The sequence below is a fragment of the Actinomadura rifamycini DSM 43936 genome, assembly GCF_000425065.1.
Classification (GTDB): domain Bacteria; phylum Actinomycetota; class Actinomycetes; order Streptosporangiales; family Streptosporangiaceae; genus Spirillospora; species Spirillospora rifamycini.
The window spans coordinates 71,714-86,812 of the sequence record NZ_AULB01000031.1 but is presented as its reverse complement, the minus strand read 5'-3'; the positions used below and the strand labels follow the sequence as shown (position 1 = coordinate 86,812).

Here is a 15,099-nt window from a genome sequence, read left to right as displayed (position 1 = left end):
TGCGGAGGCCGGCGGCCTGTTCGCTCGGGGCGGGTCAGTGGCGGGTCAGGAGGTGGTGGCGGAGCTTCGCGCGGGTGCGGCCGTCGAGGCCGAGGCCCTTGCGCAGGTAGCGCTCCACGGAGCCGTACTCGCGCCGGACCTCGTCCAGTGCCGCCTCCAGGTACTCGTGACGCACGTCCTGGATCGGCTTCAGCAGTTCGGCGTTCTGCATGTACCCGGCGGCCTTCAGGCGCGCGCGCACGGCCGCGTCCGCCTCGGCCCGGTACTCGTTGGACAGCAGGTAGTCGTGCATCGCCGTCCGGTGCGGGACGCCGACGGCCCGCAGCAGCAGGTAGCTCATCCAGCCCGTGCGGTCCTTGCCGCTGGTGCAGTGGAAGACCAGCGGCGTGTTCGCGCGGCCGGCCGTTTCGCGCAGGGTGCGGCCGAACGCCGCCGCCGACTCGGGATCGGTGACGAAGCTCCGGTACAGGGTCCGCATGATCGCGGCGCCCCGGCCGTCGCCGAGCACGGCCTCCTGCCGCGCCGGGTCCTTCGATCCGATCGCCGCGTTCACGGCGGCGAACATGCCGGTGTCGCCGATCGGGCGGGCGGTGGCGCGCAGGCCGTCCGGCAGCCGGTCGGGCCCGTCCGTCGAGACCTCGAGGGGCGTGCGGAAGTCGACGACGCGCTCGACGCCGAGGTCCCGGAGCTTCGCCAGGCCCGCGTCCGTGACGTGGTCGAGCGCGTCCGCCCGGTAGATCACGCCGGACCGGACGCGGGCGTGGAAGTACGTCTCGTACCCGCCGAGGTCGCGGAGGTTGATCGTGCCCTCGACGCCGACGAGGCGGGACCCGTACCCGTGGCCGCCGTGCCGCTGGACGATCCCGGGCGGTGCGGCCGGCGCGGCGAGCGCGCTCGGGACGGTGAACAGCGGCGCGGCGAGCACCGCGGCGGCGAGGACGGGGGTTCTGCGCATGGGGGCTCCCGAAGGTCGTGACCGGGGAAAACGGCCTCAACGTAAGGAGCGTCACACGCGCCCGGCGTCACCCCTTCCCGATGACCGGGAAACCGGAATCGGCCCTCGGGGGCGCGTCCGCCCGGCGCCGCCCGGGCGCGAACAGCGCCCGCCACACCGCCCGCGACGTCGTCAGCAGCGGCGGGACGAGCCGCTGCGGATCCATCTTCGCGGGCGGCCCGGAGATCGAGATCGCCGCGACCGGGGCGCCGCCGGCGTCCCGCAGCGGCGCGGCGATGCACGCGATGCCCCGGTAGCCCTCCTCCCGGTCGAACGCGACGCCGTGCTCGCGGATCCGCGCCAGCTCGCGGCGCAGCACCCGCTCGTCGGTGATCGTGAACGGGGTGCGGGCGGGGAGCCCGGCCGCGAGCGCCCCGGCGAGCCGGTCCGCGTCCGCGAACGCCAGGATCGCCTTGCCCGCGCCGGTGCAGTACGCCGGCTGGCGGCCGCCCAGCCGGGACGGGGCGCGCCCGCCCGCCGAGCCGCCGATCTTCTCCAGGTAGACGATCTCGTGGCCGTCCAGCACGGCCAGATGCACCAGGACGCCGGTCGCCGCGTGCAGGGCGCGCAGGTGCGGCAGCGCCGTCTCGCGCAGCCGGTTCTGGTGCACCGCGAGCGCGCCCAGCTCGAGCAGGCCGAGGCCGAGCCGGTAGCGGGAGCCGGTCCGCTCCAGCGCCCGGAGTTGGACGAGCTGGTCCATGATCCGGTGCACCGAGGAGCGGGGCAGCCCGGTGCGCCGGACGACGTCGCTCATCGACAGCTCCGGCGTGGTCGCGGTGAAGGCGTACAGGATGCGGGCCGCCCGGGCCAGCATCGAGGACTCCAGGGGCGGCGCGGTCGCCGCTGCGGGTGCCGGCATGGGGTCGTTCCTTTCTCCCCGTCCCGAGCGGCCTTCCCGGTGACCGGGAAGGCCGTATTTCTAATTGGAACACCTCGCCTAGCGTGCTCGCAAGCCGCCGAGTGATCCGCATCACCCGGCGCGGGAGCGAGGAGCGAGTATGAGCGAACAGGTTCTCGAGGCCGTCCGGGGCCTCGTGCCCGGCATCGCCGAGCGGGCGGCGGAGGCCGAGGCGGCGCGGCGCGTCCCCGAGGCGACCGTCAAGGAACCGGCGGACGCCGGGTTCGTCCGGCTGCTGCAGCCCGTGATGCTGTGACGGCGTCCGCCCGGGCCCCCGACGAGGCCGCGTTCCGGGACGCGCTGGAGCGGTTCGCGTCCGGGATCACCGTCGTCACCTCGATCGACGCCGCGGGACGCCCGGCGGGTTTCGCGTGCCGGTCGTTCGCGTCGCTGTCGCTGGACCCGCCGCTCGTCCTGTTCTGCGTCGCGCGGACGTCCACCGGCTGGCCGAAGACGGCCGCGACCGGACGGTTCGCGGTGAACGTCCTCGCCGTCGACCAGCGGGACGTGTGCCGGGCCTTCGCCGTGAGCGGCGGGGACGCGTTCGCGGGCCTCGCCTGGACCCGCTCGCCGCACGGCACCGCGCACCTGGACGGGGCCCTCGCCACCGTCGACTGCACCGTTGCCGACGTCCACGAGGCGGGCGACCATCTGATCGTGGTCGGCTCCGTCCGGGAACTGGACGCACGCGACGGCGGCGGCCCGCTGCTCCACTACCGCGGCGACTTCCACACCAGCGACCACGTCGCGGCCGACGCCTAGCCGGAGAAGCACATGGACACAGTGGACACGGACACACCGCACCCTGTACCTGGAGCAGGCGGGGCAGCGCGACACCCCCGAGAACGTCCGCTCGTACATGGACGCGGCGGTGGGGGAGCGGGTGCCCGACGCGCGCAAGGACGCCAAGCTCGGCCCCGAGTTCGCGCGGATGCGCCGCGCCGGGCTCCCCACCTACGGCCTGATGGACAAGGTGCGGGGCGCGCCGTCGGTCCCGACGCCGGACGGCCCGCCCAGCGCGGGCCTGTACGCCACCGGGAACTGCTCGGCCGCCGTGACCGGCGAGACCTACCCGGGCCGGGCGCCACGATCGGCCCCGCGATGACGTTCGGCTACGTCGCCGCCTGCATCGCCGCAGCACAGAACCCCGTCACACAGGGAGGAAAGGCATGAACCACCGCGTCATCGAGGCCGCGCCGCCGCCCGAGCGGTTCGCCCGGGGCTGGCACTGCCTGGGCCTGGCCGACTCGTTCAAGGACGGGAAGCCGCACGCCGTCGAGGCGTTCGGCACCACGCTCGTCGTCTTCCGGGGCGAGAGCGGCGGGCTGCACGTCCTCAACGGCTTCTGCCCCCACATGGGCGGGAACCTCACCCAGGGCACCGTCAAGGGCGACGCGATCGCGTGCCCGTTCCACGACTGGCGCTGGGGCGGGGACGGCCGCTGCGCCGGCATCCCGTACGCCAAGCGCGTCCCCCGCGCCGCCCGCACCGCCTCCTGGCCGACGCTGGAGGAGAACGGGCAGCTGTTCGTCTGGAATGACCCGCAGGGCGGCCCGCCGCCCCCGGAGGTGACGATCCCGCGCATCGACGGCGCGTTCAGCGACGAGTGGAGCGACTGGACGTGGAACACGCTCCGCGTCGAGAACTCCCACTGCCGCGAGATCGTCGACAACGTCGTCGACATGGCGCACTTCTTCTACGTCCACTACGCGCTGCCGACGTACTTCAAGAACGTCTTCGAGGGGCACGTCGCGACCCAGTACTTCGACGGGACGTCCCGCGACGACGCGCACCTCGGGATGATCCCCGGCCCCGCCGACCAGAAGATCGACCAGCGGTCGGAGGCGGCGTACTACGGGCCGTCCTACATGATCGACTACCTGTGGAACGAGGCCGAGGGCGTCACGGTCGAGACCGTCCTGATCAACTGCCACTACCCGATCACGTCCAACAGCTTCATGCTCCAGTGGGGCGCGATCGTCAAGAAGTTCCCCGGCATGTCCGACGAGGAGGCCGACGCGATGGCCGCGCAGGTCGCCGAGGGCGTCGGCCTCGGCTTCCTCCAGGACGTCGAGATCTGGAAGAACAAGGCCCCCGTCGACAACCCGCTGCTGTGCGAGCAGGACGGGCCCGTCTACCAGCTCCGCCGCTGGTACGAGCAGTTCTACGTGGACGTCGAGGACGTCACCCCCGAGATGACGAACCGGTTCGAGTTCGAGATCGACACGTCCCGCGCCGTCGAGACGTGGCGGCGCGAGGTCGACGAGAACGTCGCCAACGGCGTCTCGTTCTCGATGATCCCGGCGTCGCAGCGCACGTGAGCGCGCGGCCGGGAAGGCCGCCGTCGAGCCGACGAAGGCGTCCGGGCACCGGCACGGAGACCCTCGCCGACGGCGGCCTGCTCGGCGGACCCGGCTACTGACGGGCGGGCAATAAACTGCCCGGATGGACGAACCCGGGGCCCATGAGGTCGGCGAGGGCGGGGGCGGCGCGGCGCTGCCGGTCGTGGACGGCATGGAACCGGTGCGGGTCCACGCCGCGCTCGCCCTCCTCGCCGAGGGCTGGCGCACCCGCGCCGAACTCGTCCGCGCGACGGGCGCGCCGCGCCGCTCGATCGAGGCGCTGCTGCGCACCGTCCCGGTCGAGCGGTCCGGCGACCGCTACCGGCGCACGCCGCCCGCGCCCGTCCCGGAGCACGCCGCCCCGGCCGACCCCGTCGGGCACCTGCTGCCCGCGCACGCGCCGGTCGTCGAGCGCCTCGCCGACGCCATCGCCCGCGCGCCCCGCGCGCGGCGCGCCCTCGACCACGTGTCCGCCACCCCGGAGACCGTCGTCCGCCGGGCGCTGTTCCTCGGCGCCCGCTTCCGCCCGCCGGGCGCGCCCGCCCCCCGCCTGCTGTGCGTCGGCGACCACGACCTGACCTCGCTCGCCGTCGGCCTCGTCCACCCCGGCGTCCGGACGACCGTCGTCGACATCGACGACCGCGTCCTCGCCCACATCGACGCCGAGGCGGAGCGGCTCGGCCTCGACGTCCGCACCCGCTGGGCCGACCTGCGGCTCGGCCTGCCCCCGTCGGCCCGCGACCACGACCTCGCGATCACCGACCCGCCCTACACCCCGGACGGCGTCGGCCTGTTCGTCGCCCGCGCCGTCGAGGGCCTCGGCGACCTCGCGCGGGGCCGGGTCCTGCTCGCCTACGGCGCCGGCGACCTCACCCCCGCGCTCGCCCTCAAGGTGCAGCACGCCCTCGGCGAGCTGAACCTCCTCTCCGAGGCGATCTACCCCGACTTCAACCGCTACTTCGGCGCCGAGGCGATCGGGTCGGCCGCCGACCTGTACGTCCTGCGCCCCACCGCGAAGACCCTGCCCGCCGCCGTCGCCCGCGCCGACCGGTTCGCCGCCGCCATCTACACGCACGGCCCGCAGTCCGTGGAGTCGGCGGCCGCGCGGGACCTCACGGCCGGGTCGGTCGCCGACCTCGGCCCCGACGTCCTCGTCGGCGCGTGGCCGAAGGACGTGCTGCCGAACGTCCCGCGCGTCCGGCTGGCGACGTGGCTCGCCAAGCCGTACGCCGCGACCGTCCGCCGCGCCGCGATCGCGCTGCCGCCCGGCCTCGAACCCGCGCTCGTCCGGGTCCTGCTCGCCACCCGCGCCGAACGCGTCCGCGTGTTCACCGCCGCCGACCCCGCCGAAGCCGCCGAGATCCTCGCGCCCGTGTACGAGCTGACCGCCCGCGGGACGCACGTGGACGCCGTCCGGCGCCCGCCGTCCGGCACGCCGGCCCGCACGCTCATGGACCGCGCGCACGGGAAGGTCGCCAACGCCTGGCGCGACGCGCTCATGCGCACCCATGGCCTCACCAAGCGCGAGGCGCGCGCCGAGGTCCCCGCCTGGGCGCACGACGTGACCGCCCTGGAACTCCCGGCGCACCGCCTCGCAACGCTCGCCCTCAAGTCGTCCGGCTAGGCGCCGCGCGACCCCGACCACGCCGCCCAGAGCGCGGCGTAGGCGCCGCCCGCCGCGCGGAGCTCGTCGTGCGTGCCGCTCTCCACGACGCGGCCGCCGTCCATCACCACCACCCGGTCGGCGGACGCGGCCTGCGTCAGCCGGTGCGCGACCACGAGCGCCGTGCGTCCCTCCACGGCCCGCTCCGCCGCCCGCTCCAGGACCTTCGCGCCCGCGCTGCCCGCCTCCGCCGTCGCCTCGTCCAGGACGGCCACGCGGGGGTCGGCGAGGACCAGCCGGGCCAGCGCGAGCTGCTGCGACCGCGCGCTCGTCAGCCGGTGCCCGCCCTCCCCGACGACGGTGCCGAGCCCGTCCGGCAGGGCGTCCGCCCACTCCAGGGCGCCGACCCGCGCGAGCGCGTCCCGCAGCCGCTCGTCCGGCGCGTCCGGGTCCGCGAGCCGCAGGTCCTCGGCGAGCGTCCCGGCGAACACGTGCACCTCCTGCGTCACCAGCGCGACGCCGTCCGCCCGGACCGTGCCGCCCGTCGGCGCGTGCACGCCCGCCACCAGCTTCGCCAGCGTCGTCTTCCCGGCGCCGCTCGCGCCCACCAGCGCGACCCGCTCCCCGGGCCGCACCCGCAGGTCGATCCCGTGCAGCACCGGACGCCCGGGCACGTACGCGTGCTCGACCGCCGCGGCCGTCACCGAGCCGTCGCCCGGCGCGGTCTCCGCCGGGGCGCCCGGCGCGGGCCGGTCGGCCACCCCGACGAGCCGCGCGAGCCCCGCCCCGGCCGCCTGCGCGTCGTCGATCAGGACGAGCACCGTGTTCATCGGCGCGAACAGGTTGTGGAAGTACAGCGCCGCCGCCGTCGCCGTCCCGATCGACGCGTGACCGCCGCCGACCAGCACGAACCCGGCGACGAGCACCGCCGCGAGGCCGGTGTACTCCGCCACGTGCAGCCGGCAGTAGAACCGCAGCACCAGGTGGATCGTGCGCATCGTCAGCTCGACCAGCGCCCGCGACTTCCGCGCGACGAGGCCCGTGTGCTCCTCCTCCAGCCGGAACGCCCGCACGGTCGCCGCACCGCCGATGCCGTCCAGCAACTGCTGCTGCTGCGCCCCGTTCGCGACCCGCTGCTCCGCGTACAGCGGCACCGCGCGCCGCACGTACCAGCGCGCCGTGTACGCCTGCACCGGCGCCGCGCACAGCGCCGCGAGCAGGAACCGCCAGTCCAGCAGGGCGAGCGCCCCCAGCGTCAGAACGATCGCCAGCGACGACCGGACCAGCTCGGGCAGCGCCCGCCGCACCGCCTCGGCGACCAGCGACACGTCCCCGGTGACCCGCGCGACGAGGTCGCCCGAGCCCGCGCGCTCCAGTTCGTCCAGCGGAAGGTGCAGCGCCCGCTCGACGAACCGTTCCCGCAGCCTCGCCAGCACCGTCTCGCCGAGGCGCGAGACCAGCGACAGCCCCGCCGCCGTCGTGACGCCCTGGACGACCGCCACGGCGATCAGCCCGGCGACGATCCACGTGATGACGTCCGGGTCCCGCCGCTGCGCGACGGCGTCGACGATCCGCCCGACGAGCGGCGCGGTCAGCAGCCCGGTCGCCGTCGCCGCGGTCAGCACCCCGAACCCGGCGGCCGCCAGGCCCCGGTGCGGCCGGACCAGCTCGCCCAGCACCGCCCGCGTCCGGGCGCCGCTCGCGGTGGGAAGCAGCGTCACGACAGCACCGCCGTCCGGTAGTCCGCGCGCCCCGCCAGTTCGGCGTGGGTGCCGGTGGCCGCCACCCGCCCGTCCGCCAGCAGCACCACCCGGTCGGCGACGGCCAGCAGCGCCGGGCTCGCCGTCACCACGATCGTCGTCCGCCCGGTACGGATCGCCCGCAGCCCGTCGGCGATGCGCGCCTCGGTGACCGCGTCCACCGCCGTCGTCGGGTCGTGCAGCACCAGGACGTCCGCGTCCGCCGCGAGGGCGCGCGCCAGCGCCACCCGCTGCCGCTGCCCGCCCGACAGCGTCCGGCCCCGCTCCCCGAGGACGGTGCCCCGCAGGACCTCGTCGGCGCCCGCGGCCGCCATCGCCTTGCCCACGTCGATCCGCGCGACCGCCGCCACGTTGTCCTCCAGTCCGCCCGCGAACAGGTCGGCGTCGTGCGGCGCCACCAGGATCGACTCGCGCACCGCGCCCGGCGCCAGCGTCGCGAGCGGCACCCCGTCCAGCTCGACGGCGCCCGCGTCCGGGTCGGCCTCCCGGCCGAGGCAGCGCAGCAGGTTCCCCGCGTCGGCCGCGTCGGCCACGACGCCCAAGAGCTCGCCGGGCTCGGCCTCGAAGCTCACCCCGGCCAGCGATCCGCACGCGACGTCGCGCAGCCGCACCCGTCCGTCCACCGCGCCCGGGGGCTCCGCGGTCCCCGGCGGCACCGCCTCGGGCGCCGCGAGCACCTCCGCGATCCGCGCCGCCGACGCCCGTCCCTGCGCCAGCTCCGTGTTGACCCACGACAGCGTCGACAGCGGCCCCAGCAGCAGCAGCGCGAGCCCCACGGCGCTCACCAGCTCCCCGAGCCCGATGTCTCCGGCGGCGGCCAGCCGGCCGCCGACCAGCGCGACGATCGCGATGAAGATCCCCGTGAGCGCCAGGACCGTCCCGTTCTGCCACGCCTCGGCCCGCGCCGCCCGCAGCGTCGCCTCCAGCGACCGGGCGCTCGTGGCCCGGTACCGTTCCACGGCCGCGCGCTCCGCGCCGATGCCCTTCAGCACCCGCAGCCCGCCGACCAGGTCGGCCGCGACCGCCGACGCGTGCGCGCCCCGTTCCTGCTCCGCGCGGCTGCGCCGCTCCAGCGGCTTGCTGAGCAGATGCCCCGCCCACAGCAGCGGCGGCGCCCCGAGCAGCACCAGCAGCCCGAGCGGCACCGAGATCCCGAGGAGCACGACGGCGCTCACGACGAGCGCGACGACCGCGGCGATCCCGGCCATCAGCGCGACGTTGACCGCGCCGACCCGGCGGGCGTCCTCCGTCGCGATCGACGCGAGCGCCCCGGGCAGCCGTCCCCGTTCGGCGCCGCCCCGCGGGTCCAGCACCCGCGCCACGACCGCCGTCCGCAGGTCGTGCGCCGCCCGCGCCCCGGCCCGTTCGCCCTTGTAAGCGCCGAGCCGGAACGACCACGACAGCCCGAAGTACACGACCGCGAGGACGCCCAGCCACACGAGCAGCGCGCGTCCGTCTCCCGGCCCGACCGCCTCGTCGATCGCGATCCCGATGAGCACCGGCACGAACGTCTCGCCGACCTGGTGCCCCGACGCCAGCAGCGCGGCGATCGTCACGTCCCCGCGCTGCCCGCGAACCGCGCCCCACAGCACGTCCCGCCCGCCCATGACGCCCCCTCGACCATAAAGTTAGGCAAGCCTAATAGTCATGGCCGAAATCGGCACGTCCGGGGCGAACCACCCGCCGACCGGGTGCACGCGGTGGTGGAACGATCATGGGGGATGCGGGCGGACGGCGACCGGCCGCTACCGCCTGGAGAGCCCATCGGCCGGGGCGACGTGAACAAGATGCGCCGCGCAACAAGCCTCACGCGCACAGAGGCCCGAACCAGCCGAGCGCACGATCAACGAATACCGAACGCACGATTGCGACCGCCGAACCGGCCGAGTGCACGGTTGCGACCGCCGAACCCCCGAATGCCGGGGGCGTGGGGGCGGAGCCCCCACATCGGGGGTCTGGGGGTCGTCCCCCAGATGACACCTCGGGCCGTGGCGCGGATGCCTGCATCAAGCAGGCCGCACCGCCTCGAAGTGGGCGATACTGGGATTGAACCAGTGACCTCTACCGTGTCAAGGTAGCGCTCTCCCACTGAGCTAATCGCCCTTGCGCAAACGCGTCGCGAGGTGGAGACGGGATTTGAACCCGTGTACACGGCTTTGCAGGCCGTTGCCTCGCCTCTCGGCCACTCCACCAGAGCGAGGCCGCCTGGACCTCATTCAGAGCGGACGACGGGATTCGAACCCGCGACCCTCACCTTGGCAAGGTGATGCTCTACCAACTGAGCCACGTCCGCCTGTCTGCCTGGGGTTTGCCCCCTGGCGACATGGACAACTCTAGCGGAACTTCAGACCGGTTGCGTACTCGTCGGCGGACGAGTCGGTGGTCTCGGCGTGCAGGGAGTTCCAGAACGCGAGCTCGCTGTCCTCCTCGAGGTGGGCGATGCGGCCCCAGAACTCCCGGTCCTCGGCCTCGTGCGCCGCGGCCAGCGAGAGCGCGGGCATGACCGTGGTGCCGGCCTCGGCGGCGTCCAGGTCGGCCGGGGTGACGTCGGCGGGCAGGGCGGCGGGGACGGCCGGGCGGTGGTGCTTGCCGCGCTTGCGGACGCGGATGGGCGGGGCGGCCGGGGTGCGGGCGGCGGCCGCGCGGCCGATGGCCAGGGCGGCGGTCCCGCACAGGACGAGGGCGAGGACGCCGCCGAGCGCGACCTCCTGGACGGGGAGCTGCTGCTCGGCGGGCGCGCCCCGGTCCTGCTCGTGGGAGCCGGTGGCGGCGCGCGGGTTCGCGAGCTGGTCGATCTTGGGGGCGGGCGCGGCGTGCTTGGGGGTGTACTTCTGCGCGACCTGCACCTTGCCGGGGTAGCCGAACCCGACGACCTGGTCCATGTCGCGGGTCTTGCGCATCAGCTTGTACCCGTCGGCGTTGCCCTCGATGGTGTGGAGGGTCTTGCCGTCGACCTTCTCGACGATGCCGACGTGGTCGATCTGGTCGAGGTCCTTCGAGCCGCTCCAGTCGTAGAAGACGATCGCGCCGGGCTCCGGCTCGTCGCCCCACGCGTCGTGCTCCTCGAACCACTTGGCGTGGTCGGGGGTGGCGGCGAACTGCCCGGCCTGCTCGGTGACGCCCGCCTTGTCGGCGGCCCAGGCGAGGAACATGTCGCACCATGGGGCCGTCGTGAAGTACGCGTCGTGGTCGTCGTCGACGTTCTCGGTCCACCAGTCGCCGAACTTGGTGTAGCCGTCGTCCTTCTCGGTGTAGCCCAGTTCCTTCCGGGCCACTTCGAGCAGCTTCTCGCCGATGGGGTCCAATCCGCGCTCCCCCCGATCAAGGTCACGTTCTGATCTCGACGGAATGTAGCGGAGGTAAAGAGCGGGCGGCAAGCCGATCCGGGGAAGCCGTCATTTCCGACTACTCAGAAGTAGCCCCTCGGGAGGACGGTCACCGGGCAGGGCGCCGCACGCAGGACCTTCAGCGCCACCTCGCCCAGGAAGACGCGGTGGGCGGCGGCGTCCTCGCTGGACGCGCAGACGAGGAGCTCGCCGTCGGCCCAGGCGACGTCGTCCATCGCGGCGGCGACGTCGGCGCCCTCGGCGAGCTCGGCGGTGACGTCCTCGGACGGGAGGTCCGCCGACTCGAGCGCGAGCCTGATCGCCAGCGCCTGGTCGTCGCGGAGCCGTTCGGGGTCCTCGCCGAGGCAGAGCGTGACGAGGCGGAGCGGGACGCCGAGCCGCTCGGCGGCGACGGCCGTGCGCACCACCGCCTCGTCGCACTGCGGGCGGCGCACGTACATGACGGTGATCCGGTCGAGGCCGTCCCGCGCGCCGTACCCGGACGGGGCGAGCATCACGGCCTCCGTCGCCGAGTGCAGCAGGTGGTCGGCGGCGGCGCCGACGCCGATGCGCCCGTGCGCGCCGCCCTCGGGGGAGCCCACGACGATGACGTCCGCGCCGATCCGCCCGGCGAGCGCGGTCAGCCCCCGCCCCACGCTGCGCCCCTCCTGGGCGTGCAGCTCCGCGGGTTCCTCCTCCAGGAGCGCGGCCGCCTGCTCCAGGACGGTCTGCGCCTCGCTCGCCGCGCCCGGCCGGTCGGGCGCGTGGACGTGGGCGACGCTCAGCCGGCCGCCGGTCACCGCGACGATCGCCTGCGCGAGGTCGATCGCCTCCCGGCCGCCGGCGTCATGGACGTATCCGGCGAGGACGTGGTCTCCGATCACATGCGGAGCATTCCCCTCGAACGGCAGGTCAGACCCCTCCGTGTTAGGCGATCTTGTGGTGTTGTGAGGTAGTTTTTCGGGGTTGTCACTATTTGGGGGGAATCCATGGGGGCCGAGGTGTCCGACCTCGAAGCCGGGCGCTGGACCGTCGACCCGGTGCATTCGGAGATCACGTTCACGGTGCGGCACCTGATGACGACGGTGCGCGGTTCGTTCACCGACTTCGGCGGGGAGGTGGAGATCGGCGAGGACCCGCTCGACTCCCGGGCGCACGCCGAGATCCGGATGGACTCGCTCGACACCCGCAGCGCGGAGCGGGACGCGCACGTCCGCTCGGCCGACTTCCTCGACGTCGACAACCACCCGGTCATGACCTTCACGGGCCACGGCGTCGAGCGGGCCGCGATCGGCCGCCGCGCCCGCAACCCGCGCTACCACGTCGACGGCGAGCTGACGATCAAGGACGTCACCCGCCCGGTCCGGCTGCTGACCGAGTTCCACGGCATCAGCCCCGACCCGTGGGGCGGCACCCGCGCGGGCTTCACCGCGACGACGTCCATCAGCCGCAGCGATTTCGGCATCGAGTTCAACGTGCCGCTGCAGGGCGACAAGGTCATGCTCGGCGACACCATCGCCATCGCCCTGGAGATCCAGGCCGTCCTCGCCACCGCCGACTCCCGCGCCTGAGCCGGCGGAACCGCCGGGGGCGGTGATCCGTCCGATCCGGTGATGATCGAGGAGCGACTGGCCCGCACCGCGGCGAAGCTGGCCGCGCTGCGGGGGCGGCTCGCCCCGTTCGGCCCTCCCCTCGCCGAGGAGCGCGTGGCGGCCTTCGAGGAGCGCAACGCCGTCCGCCTCCCGGACGCCTACCGGCGGTTCGTCACCACGATCGGCAACGGCGGTCCCGGCCCCTACCGGGGCCTCCTCGCCCTCGACCCCGACCTGTACGACCCCGGCTACGCCGGCACGTTCCCCTGCGGACCGGACGACCTGCCGGAAACGTGGCCGCGGGAGACGTTCGAATGGGCGTACCGGCACCCGTACCGGGGCACCCTCCGGCTCGCGCGCCAGCACGACATCGAATGGGAGTACCACGACACGGCCGAGCCGGAGTCGCGGCTCGTCCTCTCCGGCCCGGGCCGGGGCCGCGTCGTCATGGTGGACGCGGACGGCGACCGGTTCCCGCCGATCCACCACCCGGCCCCCGACTTCCTCGCCTGGTACGACGAGTGGCTGGACGACCCGTTCTCCCGGGTCCACCGGTACGGTTCGGACTTCGACCGCCGCGGCGTCCGGCTCGACGACCTCCGCGACGCCGACCCGGACGAGGCCGTCCGGACCGTGCACGTCGTGGCCGCCCGCATGGGCAACCGGCGGACCGAGCAGGCGCCGCCGCACGTCTGCGAGGCCTTGGCGGACGCCGCCCTGCACGCGCCGTCCGCGCGCGTCCGGGCGGCGTCCGCCTGGGCGCTGCGCCGGGCGCGGTGGGACGTCGGCCGCCACGCGCTGCCGCTGCTGCGCGGCGGCGACCCACGCGTCCGCCGCATCGCGGTCGGCCACGTCGCCGCCTCGCGCGCACTGGACCGCGCGGCCGCCGGGTCGGCGATCCGCGGACTGCTCGCCGACCCCGACCCGGGCGTCCGGGCCGCGGCGGCGACGGCCGCGGGCGACGCCGCCGTCCTGCGCGCCCTGCTGGTCGCCCCCGCCTCCCGAGCCCGCCTGGCGGCCCGGGAGCAGGTCCCCGCGCTCGTCCGCAGGGCGCCGGACGGACGGGACGCGCTCGTGCGGGCCGCCCGTCCGCTGCTGCGCGACCCCGATCCGGACGTGCGGGCCGCGGCCGTCGCGGCGCTCGGCGCCGTCCGCGCCGCCGTGCCGTGGGCCGGGCCCATGCTGCACGCCGCCCTGACCGACCCCGCCGCCGCCGTGCGCCGCGCCGCCGCGCACCGCCTGCTGCACTCCGCGGAGCGGGGCGCGGGCCCGCAGGCCGCGTCCGTCCTGCTCGCCGACCCGGACCCCGTCATTCGGCACGAAACGCTCGTCCGCCTCGCCCCGCGCGTGCACGTCCGCCACTGGGGCGCCGAGGCGCGGGCCCTGCTCGCCGACCCGGACCCGCAGGTGCGCGCCGCGGCGCTGGACGCGCTCCTGGAGGCGGGGACGCCGCCGCCCGACGACGCGTGGGCGCCGCTGCTCGCCGTCCCGTGCGGCCCCGTCCGGCACCGGGTCCTGCGGTCGACGGTGCGGCGCGGCGGGCCGCGCCCCGGCGGCGCGGTGCACGAGGAGCTGCACCGGATCCTGACCGCCCCCGACCGCGGCCTCCGCTCCACGCTGAGCTTCGCCCTGGAGCGGACGTGCACCGCCGAATGCCGTCCGGTGATCGCCGCGGCCCTGGCCGCCGAGGACGACCGCGTGATCCGCTACACCCTCGGGGCGTTCCTCGAGACGGTCAGCCCCGGCGGTACGCCCGCAGATCCTTGATCAGGAGATGCGCGTCGGACAGGCGCTCCGCGTCCTTCAGGGAGCGGTAGATGCCCCATTTGGGGGCGATGTCGCCCTTGTTGTTCCACAGGTCGAGGCCGTCCCGGGCGACGTCCGCCGCGACGCCGTCCGCGGACGACACCCGCCACCGGACGGCCCCGGCCTCGGCGAACCGGGCCTCCAGCTCGACGTCGATCCACCGGCTCCGCAGCGGCCGCAGGTCGGCCTCCCCGGCCACGACGCCCGCGTGGATCGCGTTCAGCTCCAGGAGGTCGCGGCCGCCGCGCCGGCGCAGCGACGTCACCAGCACGGGCGAGCCGCCCTTCCCGCCCGCGAAGAACTGGTGCACGTGCGTGAAGCTCGTCGTGGCCCGCAGCGCGCCCGTCAAATACCACGACCAGGTGAACCGCCACGTCTCGCCCCGGCCCGCGACCAGCGTCCGGCCGCCCGCCCGCATGCCCTTGACCTCCTGGCGCTGCCGGTCGGGGGAGCGGTCGACGTCGCCCGGGTAATGGATGTCGAACCGGTACATCGTCCCGAGCGCCCTGATGTGCCGGACGCCCGGGTGCGAGCCCGCCCGGTCGTCCTCGACGCTCGCGAACGCGTCGAGCCCGTCCCGCCCCGGCACCGCGTCCCACACCGGCCGCCACCCGTCCGCCATCGCCCCATTGTGGCGGACGGACGACCCGAGGCGCGCGCCTCCGCACGCCCCGGCCCGACCACGCAGCGGGAAGTGCCCCCGACACCCCGGCAGGAGGCGGCCGTCCGACCGACGGACTCCGCAAGGCTGGGCTGCGCAGCGGTGGGGGCCGCCGGT

Annotated in this window: 14 protein-coding genes and 3 tRNA genes; 7 read left to right on the top strand and 10 right to left on the bottom strand. The window is 75.2% G+C overall.

All coding sequences use genetic code 11. The features are described 5' to 3' along the window. Positions 1–34: 34 nt before the first annotated feature. Complete coding sequence (locus H505_RS0127350; protein WP_026404530.1) at positions 35–955, bottom strand: tyrosine-protein phosphatase; 921 nt, start codon at positions 953–955, stop codon at positions 35–37. Between the two features lie 67 nt (positions 956–1,022). Then, positions 1,023–1,853, bottom strand: coding sequence for an IclR family transcriptional regulator (locus tag H505_RS44620; protein ID WP_051301217.1), 831 nt, complete (start codon positions 1,851–1,853; stop codon positions 1,023–1,025). Between the two features lie 139 nt (positions 1,854–1,992). Between H505_RS44620 and H505_RS50115 the strand changes: the two genes are divergently transcribed. The 5 genes from H505_RS50115 (at position 1,993) to H505_RS44610 (ending at position 5,858) form a co-directional block, all read left to right on the top strand. After that, positions 1,993–2,148 carry a hypothetical protein gene (locus H505_RS50115; protein ID WP_199747770.1) on the top strand — a complete coding sequence of 52 codons (156 nt, stop codon included), beginning with the start codon at positions 1,993–1,995 and terminating at the stop codon, positions 2,146–2,148. After that, a complete protein-coding gene (locus tag H505_RS0127335; RefSeq protein ID WP_026404529.1) occupies positions 2,145–2,654 on the top strand; it encodes a flavin reductase family protein in 510 nt (169 codons plus the stop codon). The genes H505_RS50115 and H505_RS0127335 overlap by 4 nt, the downstream gene beginning before the upstream one ends. Positions 2,655–2,751: 97 nt before the next feature. After that, positions 2,752–2,997, top strand: a complete 246-nt coding sequence (locus H505_RS50705; protein WP_026404528.1) for a hypothetical protein — start codon at positions 2,752–2,754, stop codon at positions 2,995–2,997. Positions 2,998–3,061: 64 nt separating this feature from the next. Continuing rightward, on the top strand, positions 3,062–4,213 hold the full coding sequence (locus H505_RS44615; RefSeq protein WP_051301216.1) for a 3-ketosteroid-9-alpha-monooxygenase, oxygenase component: 1,152 nt from the start codon (positions 3,062–3,064) through the stop codon (positions 4,211–4,213). Positions 4,214–4,337: 124 nt separating this feature from the next. Further along, positions 4,338–5,858: a bis-aminopropyl spermidine synthase family protein gene (locus H505_RS44610; RefSeq protein ID WP_051301215.1), complete on the top strand. Its 1,521-nt coding sequence runs from the start codon at positions 4,338–4,340 to the stop codon at positions 5,856–5,858. Here H505_RS44610 and H505_RS0127315 read toward each other — a convergent pair. From H505_RS0127315 to H505_RS0127285, 7 genes are all read right to left on the bottom strand, one after another. Further along, entirely contained in the window at positions 5,855–7,558 is a 1,704-nt protein-coding gene (locus H505_RS0127315; RefSeq protein WP_026404527.1) for an ABC transporter ATP-binding protein, read from the bottom strand. The two genes, H505_RS44610 and H505_RS0127315, sit on opposite strands and share 4 nt — an antisense overlap. Then, entirely contained in the window at positions 7,555–9,204 is a 1,650-nt protein-coding gene (locus H505_RS0127310) for an ABC transporter ATP-binding protein (RefSeq protein WP_026404526.1), read from the bottom strand. The genes H505_RS0127315 and H505_RS0127310 overlap by 4 nt, the downstream gene beginning before the upstream one ends. Before the next feature lie 424 nt (positions 9,205–9,628). Further along, positions 9,629–9,700, bottom strand: a tRNA-Val gene (locus H505_RS0127305). Positions 9,701–9,718: 18 nt separating this feature from the next. Further along, positions 9,719–9,789 (bottom strand) — tRNA-Cys (locus H505_RS0127300). A 28-nt stretch (positions 9,790–9,817) separates the two neighbouring features. Next, positions 9,818–9,890, bottom strand: a tRNA-Gly gene (locus H505_RS0127295). A 40-nt stretch (positions 9,891–9,930) separates the two neighbouring features. Next, positions 9,931–10,902: a CHAP domain-containing protein gene (locus H505_RS0127290; RefSeq protein WP_026404525.1), complete on the bottom strand. Its 972-nt coding sequence runs from the start codon at positions 10,900–10,902 to the stop codon at positions 9,931–9,933. A gap of 104 nt (positions 10,903–11,006) precedes the next feature. Continuing rightward, the gene (locus tag H505_RS0127285; RefSeq protein WP_026404524.1) at positions 11,007–11,807 is read right to left on the bottom strand and encodes a universal stress protein; all 801 of its coding nucleotides are present in this window, start codon (positions 11,805–11,807) and stop codon (positions 11,007–11,009) included. 105 nt (positions 11,808–11,912) lie between these two features. On the opposite strand from H505_RS0127285, the gene H505_RS0127280 reads away from it, so the two are divergent. Beyond that, complete coding sequence (locus tag H505_RS0127280; RefSeq protein ID WP_026404523.1) at positions 11,913–12,494, top strand: YceI family protein; 582 nt, start codon at positions 11,913–11,915, stop codon at positions 12,492–12,494. A 42-nt stretch (positions 12,495–12,536) separates the two neighbouring features. Then, complete coding sequence (locus H505_RS0127275) at positions 12,537–14,282, top strand: SMI1/KNR4 family protein (RefSeq protein WP_026404522.1); 1,746 nt, start codon at positions 12,537–12,539, stop codon at positions 14,280–14,282. Here H505_RS0127275 and H505_RS44605 read toward each other — a convergent pair. After that, entirely contained in the window at positions 14,251–14,943 is a 693-nt protein-coding gene (locus H505_RS44605) for a hypothetical protein (protein WP_051301214.1), read from the bottom strand. The two genes, H505_RS0127275 and H505_RS44605, sit on opposite strands and share 32 nt — an antisense overlap. Positions 14,944–15,099 lie beyond the last annotated feature (156 nt).